Source organism: Pseudomonas sp. Bc-h (assembly GCF_002080045.1).
Lineage (GTDB): Bacteria > Pseudomonadota > Gammaproteobacteria > Pseudomonadales > Pseudomonadaceae > Aquipseudomonas.
This window is the reverse complement of sequence record NZ_MUIN01000002.1, coordinates 496,137-514,124: the sequence shown is the minus strand read 5'-3', so window position 1 is coordinate 514,124 and position 17,988 is coordinate 496,137. Positions and strand designations below refer to the sequence as shown.

At 60.2% G+C, this 17,988-nt stretch carries 12 protein-coding genes; 3 read left to right on the top strand and 9 right to left on the bottom strand.

The window, feature by feature from the left end; genetic code table 11:
• Nucleotides 1-215: 215 nt before the first annotated feature.
• Nucleotides 216-3,701 (top strand): indolepyruvate ferredoxin oxidoreductase family protein, encoded by a 3,486-nt coding sequence (locus BWR59_RS04345; RefSeq protein WP_081564395.1) that lies wholly within the window; start codon nt 216-218, stop codon nt 3,699-3,701.
• A 536-nt stretch (nt 3,702-4,237) separates the two neighbouring features.
• On the opposite strand, the gene BWR59_RS04340 is transcribed toward BWR59_RS04345, so the two are convergent.
• The 7 genes from BWR59_RS04340 to BWR59_RS04310 form a co-directional block, all read right to left on the bottom strand.
• Entirely contained in the window at nt 4,238-6,208 is a 1,971-nt protein-coding gene (locus BWR59_RS04340) for an acetyl/propionyl/methylcrotonyl-CoA carboxylase subunit alpha (protein ID WP_081564394.1), read from the bottom strand.
• Nucleotides 6,208-7,023, bottom strand: coding sequence for a gamma-carboxygeranoyl-CoA hydratase (locus tag BWR59_RS04335; RefSeq protein WP_081564393.1), 816 nt, complete (start codon nt 7,021-7,023; stop codon nt 6,208-6,210). Before BWR59_RS04335 ends, BWR59_RS04340 begins: the two co-directional genes overlap by 1 nt.
• A gap of 14 nt (nt 7,024-7,037) precedes the next feature.
• A complete protein-coding gene (locus BWR59_RS04330; protein ID WP_081564392.1) occupies nt 7,038-8,645 on the bottom strand; it encodes a carboxyl transferase domain-containing protein in 1,608 nt (535 codons plus the stop codon).
• A 93-nt stretch (nt 8,646-8,738) separates the two neighbouring features.
• Entirely contained in the window at nt 8,739-9,902 is a 1,164-nt protein-coding gene (locus tag BWR59_RS04325) for an isovaleryl-CoA dehydrogenase (protein WP_081564391.1), read from the bottom strand.
• 691 nt (nt 9,903-10,593) lie between these two features.
• Nucleotides 10,594-11,493, bottom strand: a complete 900-nt coding sequence (locus tag BWR59_RS04320) for a hydroxymethylglutaryl-CoA lyase (protein WP_081564390.1) — start codon at nt 11,491-11,493, stop codon at nt 10,594-10,596.
• Nucleotides 11,494-11,545: 52 nt separating this feature from the next.
• Nucleotides 11,546-11,929 carry a MerR family DNA-binding transcriptional regulator gene (locus tag BWR59_RS04315; RefSeq protein WP_081564389.1) on the bottom strand — a complete coding sequence of 128 codons (384 nt, stop codon included), beginning with the start codon at nt 11,927-11,929 and terminating at the stop codon, nt 11,546-11,548.
• Between the two features lie 259 nt (nt 11,930-12,188).
• Nucleotides 12,189-13,136 carry a LysR family transcriptional regulator gene (locus BWR59_RS04310; RefSeq protein ID WP_081564388.1) on the bottom strand — a complete coding sequence of 316 codons (948 nt, stop codon included), beginning with the start codon at nt 13,134-13,136 and terminating at the stop codon, nt 12,189-12,191.
• A gap of 193 nt (nt 13,137-13,329) precedes the next feature.
• Here BWR59_RS04310 and BWR59_RS04305 point away from each other — a divergent pair, with 193 nt between their 5' ends.
• On the top strand, nt 13,330-14,562 hold the full coding sequence (locus tag BWR59_RS04305; RefSeq protein WP_081564387.1) for an acyl-CoA dehydrogenase: 1,233 nt from the start codon (nt 13,330-13,332) through the stop codon (nt 14,560-14,562).
• Nucleotides 14,563-14,725: 163 nt separating this feature from the next.
• Here the strand turns inward: BWR59_RS04305 and BWR59_RS04300 are convergent, their stop codons facing one another.
• On the bottom strand, nt 14,726-16,081 hold the full coding sequence (locus BWR59_RS04300; protein ID WP_081564386.1) for a phosphate ABC transporter substrate-binding/OmpA family protein: 1,356 nt from the start codon (nt 16,079-16,081) through the stop codon (nt 14,726-14,728).
• A gap of 175 nt (nt 16,082-16,256) precedes the next feature.
• Nucleotides 16,257-17,069, bottom strand: coding sequence for an exodeoxyribonuclease III (xthA, locus tag BWR59_RS04295; protein ID WP_081564385.1), 813 nt, complete (start codon nt 17,067-17,069; stop codon nt 16,257-16,259).
• Nucleotides 17,070-17,284: 215 nt separating this feature from the next.
• Here xthA and BWR59_RS04290 point away from each other — a divergent pair, with 215 nt between their 5' ends.
• On the top strand, nt 17,285-17,935 hold the full coding sequence (locus BWR59_RS04290) for a GNAT family N-acetyltransferase (RefSeq protein WP_081564384.1): 651 nt from the start codon (nt 17,285-17,287) through the stop codon (nt 17,933-17,935).
• Nucleotides 17,936-17,988: the final 53 nt, after the last annotated feature.

The window sequence follows — 17,988 nt, the reverse complement described above, 5'->3', positions numbered from 1 at the left end:
CCTTTTTATTCTTTAAATGAAACAGGCATGCAGAATATGAGCAGATTTCAGACGATTTAGAAAGAAAAAGCCTATGCCGTACAGGCAGTATTTGCTCTGTGAGCGCCGGGTTGAACCGTCCCGGCGACCGAGCAGCGTGACCTTGGCTCACAAGGCTGATATTCGCGTCGCTCGTCACATTCAAATCGCACTAATAAAAACAAAGGAGTGCCTGAATGTCTTTGGCTGATATTCGTCTGGATGATAAGTACCGACTCGCCACCGGCAATCTTTACCTGACCGGAACCCAGGCGTTGACCCGCTTGCCGATGCTGCAAAAACAGCGCGACGAGGCCCGGGGCCTGAACACCGCAGGGTTCATTTCCGGTTATCGCGGCTCGCCACTGGGCAATCTCGACAAGAGCCTGTGGGATGCCAAGGATTACCTTCAAGAAAACGCCATCCACTTCCAGCCTGGAGTCAACGAAGAGCTCGCCGCCACGGCGGTGTGGGGCAGTCAGCAGGTCAACCTGTTCCCCCATGGCAAGTACGACGGTGTGTTCGCCCTGTGGTATGGCAAGGGGCCGGGCGTTGATCGCTGCGGCGACGTGTTCAAGCACGGCAACTCAGCCGGCGTCGCGCAAAATGGCGGGGTGCTGATCCTCGCGGGCGATGACCACGGCTGCAAATCATCGACCATCGCGCACCAGAGCGAACACGCATTTATCGCCTCGATGATTCCGGTGCTCAACCCGAGCAACGTCCAGGAAATCCTCGATTACGGCATCATCGGTTGGGAACTGTCGCGCTACAGTGGGTGTTGGGTGGCGATGAAGACCATCGCCGAAAACGTCGATTCCTCCGCAGTGGTCGAAGTCGATCCGCTGCGCGTCCAGACCCGGATTCCCGAAGACTTCCAGCTGCCCAAGGACGGCCTGCACATCCGCTGGCCGGATCCGCCGCTGGCGCAGGAAGCGCGCCTCAACACCTACAAGATCTACGCCGCCCGCGCCTTTGCCCGCGCCAACCGCCTGAACAAGGTGATGATCGATTCGCCGCAGCCGCGCCTTGGCATCATCACCACCGGTAAATCCTACCTCGACGTGCGCCAGGCCCTCGAAGAGCTGGGCATCGACGAAGACCTCTGCGCCTCAGTCGGTATCCGCGTGCTCAAGGTGGGTATGAGTTGGCCTCTTGAGCCGGTTTCGGTTCACGACTTCGCGGAAGGCCTTGACGAGATTCTGGTGGTCGAAGAAAAACGCAGCATCATCGAAGACCAACTCACCGGCCAGCTCTACAACTGGCCGGTAGAGCAGCGCCCGCGGGTAGTGGGTGAGTTCGACGAAGAAGGCCGCTCTTTGCTGCCGAACCTTGCAGAGTTGACCCCGGCGATGATCGCCCGGGTGATCGCCATGCGCCTGGCCCCGATCTACAGCAGCCCGAAAATCGAAGCGCGTCTGCAGTTTCTGCAAGACAAGGAAAAGGCCCTCGCTGCGCCGTTGTTCAAGACTCAGCGCACCCCGCATTTCTGCTCGGGCTGCCCGCACAACAGTTCGACCAAGGTTCCGGAAGGCAGTCGCGCGCTGGCCGGCATCGGTTGCCATTACATGACCATCTGGATGGACCGGGAAACCGATACGTTCACCCAGATGGGCGGCGAGGGCGTCACCTGGATTGGCCAGGCTCCTTTCACCGAAACGCCCCATGTGTTTCAGAACCTCGGCGACGGCACCTATTTCCACTCCGGGCATCTGGCCTTGCGTGCGGCGGTGGCCTCCAAAGTCAATATCACCTACAAGATTCTCTACAACGACGCCGTGGCCATGACTGGCGGGCAACCCATCGATGGCGTGTTGCGTGTCGATCAACTCAGTCGTCAGGTATTCAACGAGGGCGTGTTGCGAATCGCGCTGGTGTCGGACGATCCGGACAAATACCCAAGCCGTGAGCAGTTCGCGCCGATCACGACCTTCCACCATCGTCGCGATCTGGACGCGGTGCAGCGTGAACTGCGTGAGTTCAAAGGCGTGTCGGTGATTATCTACGACCAGACCTGCGCCACCGAGAAACGCCGTCGGCGCAAGCGCGGCACGATGCTGGATCTGGACAAGCGCGCGATCATCAACCCGGCGGTATGTGAGGGTTGTGGCGACTGCGGGGCCAAATCCGGTTGTCTGTCGATTCTGCCGAAAGAGACTGCGCACGGGCGCAAGCGGGAGATCGATCAGAGCGCCTGCAACAAGGATTTCAGCTGCGTCGAAGGCTTCTGCCCGAGTTTTGTCACGGTTCACGGCGGCAAACTGCGCAAGCCACAATTGCCGAAACAGGCGCAGGCGTTCGCCCAACTGCCTGAGCCTACACTGCCAAGCCTCGATCAGCCCTACAACATCCTTTTGCCAGGTGTCGGCGGCACCGGTGTGACCACCGTTGGCGCGATGCTCGGCTATGCCGCGAATCTGGAAGGCAAGGGCTGCAGCGTGCTCGATCAGGCGGGCCTGGCCCAGAAGTTTGGCCCGGTGGTCAGCCACATTCGCATCGCTGCGCGCCAGGAAGACCTGTTTGCGGTGCGTATCGCTGCGGGTGAAGCTCACCTGTTGTTGGGCTGCGATCTGCTGGTGTCTTCCGGCCCTGACGCAATCGCCAAACTCAATAGCGACAAGTCCCACGCCGTGGTCAACAGCCAGCAGACCCCGACCGCTGAGTTCACCCGCAACCCGGACGCTGAATTCCCGGCCGACGCGATGATGCAGACCATTGTCGAGGCGGTGGGTGAAGCGAAAACCCATTTCGTCCAGGCCACTGACCTTGCCACCAAGCTGATGGGCGACAGCATTGCCAGCAACCTGTTCATGCTGGGCTATGCCTTCCAGCTTGGCTTGATTCCGCTGACCTCGGCGGCGATTGAAAAGGCTATCGAGCTCAACGGCGTGGCGGTCAATCTGAACCAGCAGGCGTTCCTTTGGGGGCGGCGCGCGGCATTCGATCTACCCGGCGTGCAGGCTGCGGCCAATCCACAGGCAGCTCCTGCCCAGGAACCCAAAGACCTGAGCCTTGAACAGCGTCTGGCGAGCAATGCGAAAACCCTCGGCGAGTACCAGAACCGTGCCTACGGCGAGCGTTACCTGGCGCTGGTGCACAAGGTTCGTGATGCAGAAGGCCGGCTGTTTCCGGGCGAACACCTCGCCTTGACCGAAGCGGTGGCGTTCAACGCCTTCAAGCTGCTGGCCTACAAAGACGAGTACGAAGTCGCGCGTCTTTACAGCAATGGTGAGTTCACTCGCCAACTGCAAGCCCAGTTCGAAGGCGACTACCGACTGGAATTCCACCTGGCACCCTCATGGCTGGCCAAACGCGACCCCAACAGTGGCGCGCCCCGCAAGCGCAGCTTCGGACCGTGGATGTTGAAGGCCTTTGATGTGCTGGCGAAGTTCAAATTCCTCCGCGGCACGGCGTTCGATCCGTTCGGTCGTAGCCTGGAGCGCCGTCAGGAGCGCGAATTGATCGACAGCTACGTGGCGGATATCGAACTGATCCTGAGCCATCTGAATGCCGGCAATCGCCACACCGCACTCAGCCTGGCACGTCTGCCCGAACGTATCCGCGGGTATGGCCATGTTAAGGAAAGCGCGATGAAGGCAGCGGCGTTGCAGGCGACGCGGATGCGTCAAAGCCTGATCAGCGGCGAAGTGGAGTTGCCGAAGTTGTATGAGGTAGCGGCGTAGATGTTTTGAGTTTTATGAAGTAGCGGCTTAAATGTTTAGAGTCGAGTGAAGACCTCGGGTGGAACACCCGTCCCTGTGGGAGAAGCTGGAGCTGTGCGACCGCCGCGATGGCGTAGCCAGCTGACCCACCGCTGTCGTCCGAATCGCGGCCCGTACCGTCGTGACCTCCGGCGTCTCCCACAGGGGATGAGTCTGCGCGCGATAACTGGTTCTGCTTTTGAGCTTCGCGTACCTGGAAGGTTTTGAGTCGAGTGAAGGCCTCGGGTGGGACAGTTCCTGTGGGAGAAGCTGGAGCTGTGCGACAGCCGCGATGGCGTAGCCAACTGATCCACCGCTGTCGTCCGAATCGCGGCCCGTACCGTCGTGACCTCCAGCGTCTCCCACAGGGGTGGCGTCAGGACGCAATATCTGGGTGGGCTCTCGATCTTGGCGTGCGTCTGAGCGAAGGGCAGAGGTTGCGATATTCACAGGTGAACTCTGTGGCAGTCCGGCTTGCAGGCGGTGGCGATTTGAAAGTCGCCGCCGCGGGCAAGTTATTAAAGGGGTTGGGCGCTCAGTTCCACTAACACCACCCCCTCACTGACCATCTCACCTTCGGCGCAATAAAGCGCGGCAACGGTCCCGGCCTGGCTGGCGCGGATGCTGTGTTCCATTTTCATCGCTTCCAGGACCACCAGCGGTGTCCCGGCTTCAACCTGCTGACCCACCTCGACCAGCACCCGCACAATGCTGCCATTCATGGGGGCGCAGAGCCCACCTTGCTGGGTATGGCTGGCCTCGGCGGCAGCAATCGGATCGACCCGTTTGACCGGCAGCAGATTGCCTTTCCAGCGCAGGTAGAGCGTGTCGCCACGACGAATCGCCTGTGTCCGATGGCGCACGCCATCATGGTCGACAGTCAGTTGATCGCCCTGCAACGTGACGCCTGGCGACGGGTTTCCCCGCAACTGGACTTTGCGGGTTTCGCCAGCGCAGCTCAGGTGCAGGTCGACTTCATACGGCAACCCGATACGCAGGCCACTGATGCCGGTCCACGGCGAATGAGGGTCATCCCGACGAACATTGGCGGCCGTACTCTGCCGGTACGCCTGCGCTGCCATTTGCCAGAAGGCTTCGCAAAGCGGCTCGGGTTCAGGCAGCAGATCGGCTTGGTAGCGTGGGATAAACCCGGTATCCAGCTCGGCATCGGCAAACGCCGGATGAGCGATGATCTGCCGCAGAAATGCCAGATTGGTTCTGAGTCCGCCCACCGCGAACTCATCGAGCATCGACAGCAGCCGCAAGCGCGCCTGTTCGCGGTCTTCGCCCCAGGCGATCAGCTTGCCGAGCATCGGGTCATAAAATGCGGAGACTTCGTCGCCTTCGCTGACCCCGCTGTCGACACGACGCCCAATACCAGGCGCCGATTCGCGATAAATCTCTAGCGTGCCGGTCGCTGGCAGGAAGTCATTGGCCGGGTCTTCGGCATACAGCCGCACCTCGATGGCGTGGCCCAGCAGCGGCACCTGTTCCTGGGTAATAGGCAGAGCCTCCCCCTGAGCCACGCGAATCTGCCAAGCCACCAGATCCAGCCCGGTAATGGCTTCGGTGACCGGATGCTCTACCTGAAGGCGAGTGTTCATCTCCATGAAGAAGAACTCTCCACGCGCATCGAGCAGAAATTCGACGGTGCCCGCACCGACGTAGCCAATCGCCTGAGCGGCACGCACGGCGGCTTCGCCCATGGCGCTACGCAATTGCGGGCTCAGGCCTGGCGCCGGGGCCTCCTCGACAACTTTCTGGTGACGACGCTGGATCGAACAGTCGCGCTCATTGAGGTAGAGGCAATGGCCATGCTGATCGGCGAAGACCTGGATTTCCACATGACGCGGCTTGAGCACATATTTTTCCACCAGCATGCGCGAGTCGCCGAAGGACGATTGCGCCTCTCGTTGGGCAGAGGCCAGTGCGTCGGCCAGATCCTCGTCACGTTCGACCACCTTCATGCCTTTGCCACCGCCGCCCGCCGTGGCCTTGAGCAACACCGGGTAGCCAATGCGTGCGGCAGCTTCGCGAAAGGTCGCGGCATCCTGCGCTTCGCCGTGATAGCCCGGCACCAGCGGCACGCCAGCGGTTTCCATCAGCGACTTGGCGGCGGATTTGCTGCCCATGGCGTCGATAGCCGAGGCAGGCGGGCCGAGGAAAATCAGGCCGGCCTGTTCCACGGCGCGGGCGAAACCGGCGTTTTCCGAGAGAAAACCATAGCCGGGGTGAATCGCGCTGGCACCGCTGCTTTTGGCCGCGGCAATCAGTTTGTCGATCTGCAAATAGCTGTCGGCAGCTTTACTGCCGCCCAAGTCCACCGCGACGTCCGCCTCACGGACATGCCGGGCATTGCGGTCGGTGGCGCTGTGTACGGCAATGGTGGTCAAACCCAAGGCCTTGGCGGTGCGCATGACGCGGCAGGCAATCTCGCCGCGATTGGCCACCAATACCGAGGTCAGCACAGAAGTATTCGGGCGGCTCATCAACGTGATTCTCCAGTCTTGTTGTCTTCGCGCCAGGCCGGCTCGCGCTTTTGCAGGAATGCACGCAGGCCTTCCTGTCCCTCGGGGCTGACGCGAATGCGCGCGATGGCGTTTTCGCAATAGCGGCGCAGGGCAGGGCTCAGCTCGCCATGGCCGACTTCGCGCAACAGGTCCTTGCTGACGCGCATGGCCTGGGGGCTGTTGAGCAGCAGATTGTCGACCCAGTGCTGCACCTGAGCGTCCAGTTCCGCTGCCGGGTAACACTCGGACAACAAGCCGATTTCCCGCGCTCGCTCACCGCTGAAACGCTCGGCGGTCAGGGCGTAGCGGCGCACGTGTCGCTCGCCAATGGCCTGAGTCACGAACGGGCTGATCACGGCCGGGGCAAGGCCGATCTTGACCTCCGACAGGCAGAACTGCGCGTCATCGGCGCCAATCGCCATGTCGCAGCAACTGATCAGGCCCAGCGCGCCGCCATAGGCCGCGCCTTGAACCACCGCCAGCGATGGCAGCTTGAGCCTGGCGAGGTTGTACATCATCTCGCCCAGTTCGCGGGCATCCCCCAGGTTGGTGTTGTAGTCCAGATTGGCGGATTCCTGCATCCAGGCCAGGTCTGCCCCGGCACTGAAATGCTTGCCCCGGGCGCGCAGCAGCACGAAGCGCAGGCTGCTGTCGCTCTGGATTCGGTCCAGGGCGATGATCAGCTCGCGAATCATCTGCGCATTGAAGGCGTTGTTCTTTTCCGGGCGATTGAGCCACAGGGTCGCGAAGCCCCGAGGGTCGAATTCCAGTTCCAGCGTGTGGAAATCATGCATGGGTCGTTCCTCGGTCACATCCGGAACACGCCGAAGCGGGTCGGTTCGATGGGGGCGTTGAGCGCAGCACTGATCGCCAGGGCAAGGATGTCGCGGGTTTGCGCCGGATCGATCACGCCGTCATCCCATAAACGAGCGCTGGAGTAGTAAGGATGACCCTGGTGTTCGTACTGATCGAGAATCGGCCGTTTGAGCTCGGCTTCCTGCTCTGCGCTAAACGTCTGCCCGCTGCGCTCGGCCTGCTCGCGCTTGACCTGAGCCAACACGCCTGCCGCCTGCTCGCCACCCATGACGCCGATCCGTGCGTTGGGCCACATCCACAGAAAGCGCGGATCATAGGCGCGGCCGCACATGCCGTAGTTTCCGGCGCCGAAACTGCCGCCGATGATCACGGTGAATTTCGGTACGCGCGCGCAGGCCACGGCCGTGACCAGCTTGGCGCCATGCTTGGCGATGCCACCTGCTTCGTATTTCTGGCCGACCATGAAGCCGGTGATGTTTTGCAGAAACAGCAAGGGAATCCCGCGCTGGCAGGCCAGTTCGATGAAGTGCGCGCCTTTCTGCGCAGCCTCGGCGAACAGAATCCCGTTGTTGGCGAGGATGGCGACCGGGTAGCCGTGCAGATGAGCGAAGCCACACACCAGCGTGGTGCCGAACAGCGCCTTGAACTCGTCGAACACCGAGCCGTCCACCAGCCGGGCGATCACTTCCCGCACGTCGAACGGCTGCTTGGGATCGGCAGAAATCACGCCATACAGTTCGTCTGACGAGTAGAGCGGCGCAATCGGCTCACGCATCTGCATCTCGCCCTGTTTACGCCAGTTCAGGTTAGCGATGCTGCGGCGGGCCAATTCGAGCGCGTGTTCGTCGCTCTCGGCGTAATGGTCGGCCACCCCGGAAACCTTGCAGTGCACATCGGCGCCACCGAGCTCTTCGGCGCTGACCACTTCGCCCGTCGCGGCTTTCACCAATGGCGGGCCCGCGAGGAAGATCGTCGCCTGCTGGCGGACCATGATTGCTTCGTCGGCCATGGCCGGGACATAGGCGCCGCCCGCCGTGCAGGAACCCATGACCACGGCAATCTGCGGGATGCCCTGGGCGCTCATGTTGGCCTGGTTGAAGAAGATTCGCCCGAAGTGCTCTCGGTCAGGAAACACTTCGTCCTGCCGAGGCAGGTTGGCGCCGCCGGAATCCACCAGATAAATGCACGGCAGACGATTCTGCTGGGCGATGGTCTGAGCGCGCAGGTGTTTTTTGACGGTGAGCGGGTAGTACGTACCGCCTTTGACCGTGGCGTCGTTGGCGATGATCATGCATTCAACACCTTCGACCCGGCCGATGCCGGCGATCACGCCTGCAGCGGGCACGTCTTCGCCGTAAACGTTGTGGGCCGCCAGTTGACTGATTTCCAGAAACGGCGAGCCCGTGTCCAGCAAGCAGTTGATACGCTCGCGAGGCAATAACTTGCCCCGCGAAGTGTGGCGTTCCTGAGCCTTGGGCCCGCCGCCTTGACGCACGCGGGCGAGGAGGGTGTGCAGATCATCGACCTGCTTGCGCAGCGCTGTGTCGTTGGCTAGAAAATCGGCTGAGCGCGGGTTGAGCTGGGTTTTCAGGGTAGTCACTTGAGTGTCACTCCGACCGGGGCCAGGCATTCGAGGGGGCGACTGACGCAGACGCTGTGGCGTGCGGCGAGTCGCAATCCACCTGCAGCGGCTTCACTTCGTTTCGTTGAACAGCTCGCGACCGATCAGCATGCGGCGGATTTCGCTGGTGCCTGCCCCGATCTCATACAGCTTGGCGTCGCGCAGCAGTCGGCCAGCGGGAAACTCGTTGATGTAGCCGTTACCGCCGAGAATCTGAATGGTGTCCAACGCCATTTGAGTCGCGCGTTCGGCGCTGTAGAGGATCACGCCGGCGGCGTCCTTGCGCGTGGTTTCGCCGCGTTCGCACGCCTGAGCCACGGCGTACAGGTAGGCGCGGCTGGCGTTGAGCTGGGTGTACATGTCGGCGACCTTGCCCTGGATCAGCTGGAATTCGCCGATGCTCTGACCGAACTGCTTGCGGTCGTGGATGTAGGGCAGCACCACGTCCATGCAGGCCTGCATGATGCCGGTCGGGCCACCGGAGAGTACGACGCGTTCGTAATCCAGCCCGCTCATCAGCACCTTGACGCCGCCATTGAGTGCGCCCAGCAGGTTTTCTTCCGGGACTTCCACGTCGTCGAAGAACAGCTCGCAGGTGTTGGAGCCGCGCATGCCCAGCTTGTCGAACTTGTTGCCGCGCGAGAAACCTTTCCAGTCGCGCTCGACGATGAACGCGCTGATGCCGTGTGGGCCCCTTTCCAGGTCGGTCTTGGCGTAGATCACGTAGGTGTTGGCGTCGGGGCCATTGGTGATCCAGGTCTTGCTGCCGTTGAGCACGAAACGGTCACCGCGCTTGTCGGCGCGCAGCTTCATCGATACCACGTCGGAGCCCGCGTTGGGCTCGCTCATGGCCAAGGCGCCGATGTGCTCGCCGCTGATCAGCTTGGGCAGGTAGCGGGCTTTCTGTTCCGGGCTGCCGTTGCGGTTGATCTGGTTGACGCAGAGGTTGGAGTGCGCACCGTAGGACAGGGCCACCGAGGCCGAGCCACGGCTGATTTCTTCCATCGCGATCACATGAGCCAGATAGCCCAGCCCGGCACCGCCGTATTGCTCATCGACAGTGATGCCCAACAGGCCCATCTCGCCGAATTTGCGCCACATGTCGGCGGGGAACAGGTTGTCCTTGTCGATTTGTGCGGCGCGCGGGGCCAGTTCGGCGGCGACGAAAGCCTGCACTTGATCGCGCAGCATATCGAGGGTCTCGCCGAGGCCGAAATTCAGCGTGGGGTAGTTCATGAGCCTTCGTTCCCTTGTTGTTTTTGGAGGGCGGTCAACTGGCAATAATCTGTATCACCTTTACGTTAACGTAAACCTGCGAGCGCGAGGATGTCAACGGTTGATCAACAGAGGAGGGATGCACAAGAAGAGGGGATTTTGCGAATGGCAGACAGCACGAAGGGGAGCCAGGGCTCCCCTCCAAGTTCAGTTGCATGCTCTTTTTTGTTTTTAGGCGGCCTGTTGTTTTTTTTGGTAGCCATACCTTTTTTGCTTTTTTGAGCGACCCCCATCCGGGGTCAAGAGCAAACGTATTTTTTTGAGCGCTGATACTGCTTCGATCTTTCGATTCAACCAGTTCGGGAGCTACCTGAAGGTAGTTTTATTGTTCTCTGCCCGGTTGTGAGGCCTAAGCCCTGCGCGAAGCGATCCACTCCAAAAAAATCAGTTAGCTGCGTCTCTGTCCGTGTTGTTCTTGTTATGTCAGAGCCGATACGTCTTGTTTTTATTGGGTTACTGCCATTTTTTATTTTTGTTGTACGTAAGACGTAGCAGAAGCCATGCCAACTTTTAACAAGTCCCGGAAACCGTGGCCTTGAGGAAAAACCCGCATTCGGCCAGCAGCCGAATCCTTTACCAGGTGTTTCCGTGTTACCCGTTTCCTTCGCTTCATTGCCCACGAGGGTAACACTGTGTGACAAGTTGTCGCACATCAGGCCGACAAACGTGCCTTTGCCACACGCGACCCGTTGGCACGGCCCAGCACCTGGCTGATTCGTTGGCCGGCGGCAATCAGCTTGTCGAGGTCGATACCGGTCTCGATGCCCAGGCCGTTGAGCATGTACAGCACGTCTTCACTGGCGACATTGCCGCTGGCCCCTTTGGCATAAGGGCAGCCGCCGAGCCCTGCGACTGAGCTGTCGAACACCTGAATGCCTTCTTCAAGGCTGGCATAGATGTTCGCCAGCGCCTGGCCGTAGGTGTCGTGGAAGTGCCCGGCGAGTCGGCCGCGGGGAATCTGCCCGGCCACTGTGTTGAACAACTCGCGCGTTGCGCCCGGCGTCCCGGTGCCGATGGTGTCCCCCAGTGACACTTCGTAACAGCCCATGGCGATCAGTTCGTTCGCCACCGCCGCCACCTGTTTCGGGTCGACATCGCCTTCATACGGGCAGCCCAGGACGCAGGACACGTAACCCCGCACTTTGATCCCGTGCAGTCGCGCGGCCTCCATGATCGGCAGGAAGCGATCAAGACTTTCGCTGATCGAGCAATTGATATTGCGTTGTGAGAACGCTTCGGAAGCCGCTGCAAAGACTGCGACCTCTTTGACGCCGGCCGCCAATGCATCTTCAAACCCGCGCATGTTCGGCGCGAGTGCGGCGTAGGTAACCCCGTCTTTGCGCGCGATATTGGCAAACACTTGCGCTGAGCCTGCCATCTGCGGAACCCATTTGGGCGAGACGAAACTGCCGACCTCGATGTAGCCAAGGCCTGCGTCGGTCAGCTCGTTTACCAGCATCACCTTGTCGGCGACGCTAATGGGCTGGGACTCATTCTGCAGGCCGTCGCGGGGGCCGACTTCAACCAGGCGTACGCGTTGAGGGAGAGACATGGGGCGGCTTTCCTTGTTCGTGTTGTTTCTTGGAGTGTAGCTTAAACTATTGTTATTTAACGGAATTACTCAGTGCAATCTTGCATCGTTCTTCCGCCGTATCCAGCTCCAGTTGCATTTGCTGGATGTCAAGCAACTGCTGATCCAGCTGTGCACGGCGTTCGGTAATTTTGTCCAGCATGGTGACGAGCTGCTTCTGGTTATCACCGCTCGGGTCATAAAGCCCGATCAAGTCGCGGCACTCGGCCAGGGAAAACCCGATGCGCTTGCCACGCAGGATGAGCTTGAGGGTGACTTTGTCGCGGGCACTGTAGACACGCTCCAGACCACGCCGCTCGGGGCTGAGCATGCCTTGCTCTTCATAGAAGCGAATGGTGCGGGTGGTGATGTCCAGCTCGCGGGCGAGGTCGGAAATGCTGTAAGTCGGGTTGCTCATGGAGGTGCTCGGAGGAGAGTGCTTCGGGCTAACGTACGGCGACCTTGACGTTAACGTCAAGCGAACTCAGCACTCACATGCAGCCACCCTGAACCCGTCCGGCTTGCCGGCGGCAGTACTCGACAGACCGCTACCGCTGGCAAGCTGGGCTGTTAAAGGGCGTTTATTTCAATAAAAAACGACGAGAAGCAGACCTCGAAACTGCTTGAACAATATCTCGAAACTACATGAGAGTCTGCAGCTAACTCATTGCTCTAACTCAGACAGTAGCCGTAGCCAATTCTTTCTCCAGTTTGCGCTCCTGCGCCACCACCAATTGGCACAGCTCGATGATCTGCTCGCGCATCCAGCGGTTGGCCGGATCCTGGTCAGTGCTTTCGTGCCAGTACAGATGCGTCTCCACAGTGGGCACGTCATTGACCGGCAGGTGAACGAAGTGCAGGTCGTTGCGACGGGCGAACCGTTCCGGAACCGTCATCACCATGTCCGTCTGCTGCAGCACCTGGGACGCCATCAGGTAATGCTGCGAGCGCAGGGCGATCTTGCGTTGTATCCCCATTTTCCCGAGAGCCAGGTCCACATAACCCAGACCGCTGCGGCGGCTGGAGATGTGGATGTGGGCCACCGACAGGTAATCATCCAGGCTGAGGCTCTGCTTCTGCGCCAACGGATGGCCCTTGCGCATGGCGCACACGTAGTTGTCTTCCATCAGCTTGACGTGGCGCACCTGCGGGTCGGTATTGAGCGGCGCGTCCACAGCGAAATCCAGTCGGCCGGCTGCCAGTTCCTTGGTGGTCTCCCGGCGTTTGGACAAAAAGCTTTCGATGGTCACGGCGGGCGCGAGGCGACGCAGCCGCTGGAACAGCGCCGGCAGAATGATCGCCTCGGTGAGGTCGGTCATGCTGATCCGGTAATTCTTGTTCGCCTGCAACGGGTTGAAAATCCGGCTTTCCTGCACCGAGACCCGCAGCAGTGACAGCGCATTGCGCACCGGGCCGATGATGTTCTGCGCCATTGGCGTGGGCACCATGCCTTGGGCGGTGCGCACGAACAGCGGGTCGTTGAAGGTCTCGCGCAACCGCGCTAGAGCGTTGGAAACGGCGGGCTGAGTGATGCCGACGATCTGCCCGGCGCGGGTCAGGTTGGCTTCGGTATAGATGGCGTCAAAGACAATAAAGAGATTGAGATCGACCTTGCTCAGGTTCATTGCTGTGCGCCTCACGCTGCTTTTGTTATTGGGCGGTGGTTCGGGGCTGACTTGGTACTGACGTTCGGGAACGAGCTGATCATATATCGGTTATGAATGTTTATACACGCCGAGAATAGGTTAGATAAATGCAAAGCCCTGCTCTAGCATCGACCCAAGACTTGAAATCACCTCATCAGAAGGTAACTGCCCCATGGATTTCGCTTACTCCCCCAAGGTTCAGGAACTGCGCGAGCGCGTAACCGCGTTCATGGACGCGTACGTGTACCCGGCCGAGCCGGTGTTCGAACGTCAAGTGGCCGAAGGGGATCGCTGGCAGCCAACCGCGATCATGGAAGAGCTCAAGGCCCGCGCCAAGGCCGAGGGGCTGTGGAACCTGTTTCTGCCAGAGTCCGAACTGGGGGCTGGTCTGACCAACCTTGAATACGCGCCCCTGGCGGAAATCATGGGCCGTTCGCTGCTCGGGCCGGAACCGTTCAACTGCTCGGCGCCCGATACCGGCAACATGGAAGTGCTGGTGCGCTATGCCAACGAAGGCCAGAAGCAGCAATGGCTGGAGCCTTTATTGCGTGGCGAAATCCGCTCGGCCTTTGCCATGACTGAACCGGACGTTGCGTCCTCGGATGCCACCAACATGGCGGCCCGTGCTGAGCGAGAGGGTGATGAGTGGGTGATCAACGGCCGCAAGTGGTGGACTTCTGGGGCATGCGACCCGCGCTGCAAGATCATGATCTTCATGGGCCTGAGCAATCCCGACGGCCCACGTCATCAGCAGCATTCGATGATTCTGGTGCCAACCGACGCCCCGGGGGTGAAGATCGTCCGTCCATTGCCGGTATTCGGTTACGACGACGCACCCCACGGCCATGCCGAAGTGCTGTTCGACAATGTGCGGGTGCCATACGAAAACGTCCTGTTGGGCGAAGGACGAGGCTTCGAAATCGCCCAGGGGCGCCTTGGCCCTGGGCGTATTCACCACTGCATGCGCTCGATCGGCATGGCTGAGCGAGCCCTGGAACTGATGTGCAAACGTTCGGTACAGCGCACGGCATTCGGTCGTCCGCTGGCCCGATTGGGCGGCAACATCGACAAGATCGCCGACTCGCGAATGGAGATCGACATGGCGCGGCTGTTGACCCTCAAAGCGGCGTACATGATGGACACCGTCGGCAATAAGGTGGCAAAGAGCGAGATTGCCCAGATCAAGGTGGTAGCGCCGAACGTTGCATTGCGGGTGATCGACCGGGCGATCCAGATGCATGGCGGTGCAGGTGTGTCCGGCGACTTCCCGCTGGCCTACATGTACGCGATGCAGCGCACCCTGCGCCTGGCCGACGGCCCGGATGAGGTGCACCGCGCAGCGATTGGCAAATATGAAGTGGGCAAATACGTGCCCAAAGAGATGATGCGCAGCGAGCATCGCTGAGACTGAGCGAGCGATGAGCTACGCGTGGGAGGGCGCTTGCTGGCGAAGGCATTCGACATCTGCAGGAGAATACTTTGGGTGTACTGACGCTTTCGCGAGCACGCTCCTTCCCACAGGGGTTGGGTTTAGTCGGCGGCAGCGCGGGATGTAAGACATCGAATCGTCACTCTACCCACACTTCGACCCTCCGATTCTTGATCCGGCCTTCGTCGACATCATTGGTCGCCACGGGCATTTCGTCGCCGAAACCGCGCACATCGCGCAGGATCACGTCGCCTTTCAATAATTCCCGACGCACTGCCATGGCCCGCAGTTTGGACAGTAACTGCGCCCGTGACGGGTCGCTTTTCGCGTCGCCAAAACCCACCAGGGTGACTTTCTGGTTCAGCTTGTCGTGGGCCTTCAGGTAATCGACTACGCGTTTGAGGTCCAGGCGTGCCTTGGTATCCAGTGAGGCGCTGCCCTGTGCGAAGCGAAAGTTTACCGACAGGCGCTCGGCTTCGCGTGTCAGGTTCTGGTAGTCGGCGGGCATTTCAGCGGTCGCGCGGACTTTCACCGCCTGTACCGTCTGCGCGACGAAACCGTTCTGCGCGACGATGGACTGCCCCTGCGGGCTCTGAGCAAAACGCACCAGTGCCTTGGCCCAGCGCTGTTTGGAGTCTGAAGGCAGGTAGAAATAAAGCCTGCGTGACAGCGGATAATCCTCGGTGGCGATCAGGCTGATGCTCGGCAACATGGGTTTGGACTCGCCATCGATAATCGCCACCGCTTTGGCCCTGCGCACGTAGGGCAGGCCGATGAACCCGATGGCCTGGCGGTCATTGCTGACTTCATCGGACAAGCCCTCGCTGGATTCAAAACGCTGCGCATCGCGAGCCAGGCTTTTACCGAACCTGGTCAGTACCAGTTCGTTAAAGGTGTCGAAGGTCCCGGACTGCTGATCACGGGCGTATAGATGAATGGCGCCGCCAGTGCCGCCCAGTTGCTCCCAATCGTGGATTTCTCCAGAGAAGATCTTTGCCAACTGATTGATGCTCAGTTCTCGCACCGGGTTGGCGGGGTGGAGGATCACGGCCACGCCATCGATGGCAATTACTTGTTCGGCGTCCTGGCTGCGCAGATCGCCCAGGCCTGCAAGTTCCCTGACTTCGGCATTCTTGATCGGCCTTGAAGAAGCCGCGAGATCGGCCTGGCCGGTCTTCAGCGCGGCAAAGCCCGTGCTGGAACCATGGGCGGCAACGTCGATGCTCACTTTTTGCCCAGAAGGTAATAACCCTGTGACGCGTATTTCGTTGGGCTGGGTGCCCGGTTGTTGCTGGATGGAGCCGGCGCCCTGTTTATCGAGCAGTCCGGCGACCAGTGCTGGCCCCAGTTGCGCGCCAATGGTATTCGAGCCCTGGATTCGCAGTACAGGCGCGCCGTCCTCAGGCTCGGCCAGGCTGGTTGCATTTGCGCAGAGCGGAAAAACGCCGAGCAAAACTGCCGCGTATAGAGAGGGAATAAAACGGGTGCGCTGCATGTGCGGCATCTTCTTGGGCCGAGGGTTGCCCGGAGAATAAGACAGATGCGTTACGGCTATGTGACAGATGGATGTGACATGCCAGGCCTGTGGCAGTCCAGCTTGACGGCGGTTGCGTTTTTGAAATCGCTAATGCAGCCAAGCCTGGCTGTTACAAAGGGAAATCGATGGCGTTTCAGCTCAATTCAAGCCAGATTGGTGCGTGATCCGATGGCTTCTCCATCCCGCGCAGATCGTAATCCACGCCCGCCGCCTTGATCCGCGGCTGCAAGCCGTGGGAGGCGAGGATCAGGTCGATGCGCAGGCCGCGCTTGGGCTCGTCCTCGAAACCGCGACTGCGGTAGTCGAACCAGCTGAACTGATCGATCACTTCCGGGTACAGATGCCGGAAGCTGTCCACCAGGCCCCAGTTCTTCAGCTTAGCCATCCATTCGCGCTCTTCTGGCAGGAAGCTGCACTTGCCGGTTTTCAGCCAGCGTTTGGCATTGTCCGGGCCAATACCGATGTCGCTGTCTTCCGGGGAAATGTTGACGTCACCCATCACCACCAGCGGCTGGTCATTGCTGAAGCGGGTTTCCAGCAACTGCTGAAGATCGGCGTAGAACCGGGTCTTGGCCGGAAACTTGGTCGGGTGGTCGCGGCTTTCGCCTTGAGGGAAATAGCCGTTCATGATCGTCACCGGCAGGCCGTTGCGATCGGCGAAAGTGCCCCAGATGAAGCGGCGCTGAGCCTCTTCGTCATCGGTGTCGAAGCCTTTGTGCAGCGACAGAGGTGCCTGGCGGGAAAGCAGCGCAACGCCGTAGTGGCCTTTCTGGCCATGAAAATGCACGTGATAGCCCAGCGCTTCGATTTCCGCCTGTGGAAACTGCTCGTCCGAGACCTTGGTTTCCTGCAGGCCAATGACGTCGGGCTGGTGTTTTTCAATCAGTGCCGCCAACTGGTGCGGACGGGCGCGCAGGCCGTTGATGTTGAAAGACACAATTTTCATAGACGGCAGTCCTGGCAAAAAACAAACAGCGATGCTAGCCGACCTCTCTGCCCACGGCCAGCCCATAGCGTCATATCAGGATCCCAAGTGGCTGCTACGCTGTGGGAAACGCCTGAAAAATTAGCCGGAACTGTCGTCAGAGGCCACCACTCGAACGCTTGACACTTTGAACCCGTCCTACCGAGTCGGGTCGTCATCGAAAGGGACACGCTCACATGCCTGAATCAGCGACTGAATTGGCCCAGATCCGTCAATTGGACGGGGGCTATTCCCGGGAGGCGCGCTCGCTGCTTTATCACGCCTACCGTCACGAGCCCAGCTTCGGTTACCTGTTCGAGTCAGGTCGCTCCGGTTATGAGCAGAGGGTTCGCGCGACCATTCGCGAACTGGTCAAACAGCATTTTCTGCAGGACATGCCGGCTCTGGGCCTGTTCGTGGAGGATCGACTGGTGGGCGTTGCGCTCATTGCGCCGCCTCAACGCCGCCTGGGCATCACGGAAAGCTGGGCGTGGCGCCTGCGCATGGTGATGAGCACCGGGTGGCGCTGCACCCAGCGCTATCTGGAGTATTACCACGCAGTGCTGGCCTGCCTGCCGTCAGACGCTGTCCATGTATTGCCACTGCTGGGTGTTCACCCCGATTTTCAGGGGCAACATTACGGCGAACAACTGCTGCAAGCCCTGCATGACTGGTGCGCGGTGGACGAGCACTCTCAAGGCATCGTGCTGGACACTGGAAACGGCCATTACCTGGAATTCTACAAACGACAGGGGTACGAGGAAATCGGCGAAGTTGCTGTAGGACCAATCCGAGAGCATGTTTTTTTCCACCCAAATCCTCAGGTTTCACTGGGTTCCATGGCTTGAACGCGGGTGAGTTTTCAATTTTTGCGGGTTCCAGCAGCACCCGCCGCTCGTGT

What these genes read in the sequence shown, in the direction of transcription:
- BWR59_RS04345 (WP_081564395.1), top strand. Translation starts at nt 216, where the DNA reads ATGTCTTTGGCTGATATTCGTCTGGATGATAAGTACCGACTCGCCACC.
- BWR59_RS04340 (WP_081564394.1), bottom strand. Translation starts at nt 6,208, where the DNA reads ATGAGCCGCCCGAATACTTCTGTGCTGACCTCGGTATTGGTGGCCAAT.
- BWR59_RS04335 (WP_081564393.1), bottom strand. Translation starts at nt 7,023, where the DNA reads ATGCATGATTTCCACACGCTGGAACTGGAATTCGACCCTCGGGGCTTC.
- BWR59_RS04325 (WP_081564391.1), bottom strand. Translation starts at nt 9,902, where the DNA reads ATGAACTACCCCACGCTGAATTTCGGCCTCGGCGAGACCCTCGATATG.
- BWR59_RS04320 (WP_081564390.1), bottom strand. Translation starts at nt 11,493, where the DNA reads ATGTCTCTCCCTCAACGCGTACGCCTGGTTGAAGTCGGCCCCCGCGAC.
- BWR59_RS04315 (WP_081564389.1), bottom strand. Translation starts at nt 11,929, where the DNA reads ATGAGCAACCCGACTTACAGCATTTCCGACCTCGCCCGCGAGCTGGAC.
- BWR59_RS04310 (WP_081564388.1), bottom strand. Translation starts at nt 13,136, where the DNA reads ATGAACCTGAGCAAGGTCGATCTCAATCTCTTTATTGTCTTTGACGCC.
- BWR59_RS04305 (WP_081564387.1), top strand. Translation starts at nt 13,330, where the DNA reads ATGGATTTCGCTTACTCCCCCAAGGTTCAGGAACTGCGCGAGCGCGTA.
- BWR59_RS04300 (WP_081564386.1), bottom strand. Translation starts at nt 16,081, where the DNA reads ATGCAGCGCACCCGTTTTATTCCCTCTCTATACGCGGCAGTTTTGCTC.
- xthA (WP_081564385.1), bottom strand. Translation starts at nt 17,069, where the DNA reads ATGAAAATTGTGTCTTTCAACATCAACGGCCTGCGCGCCCGTCCGCAC.
- BWR59_RS04290 (WP_081564384.1), top strand. Translation starts at nt 17,285, where the DNA reads ATGCCTGAATCAGCGACTGAATTGGCCCAGATCCGTCAATTGGACGGG.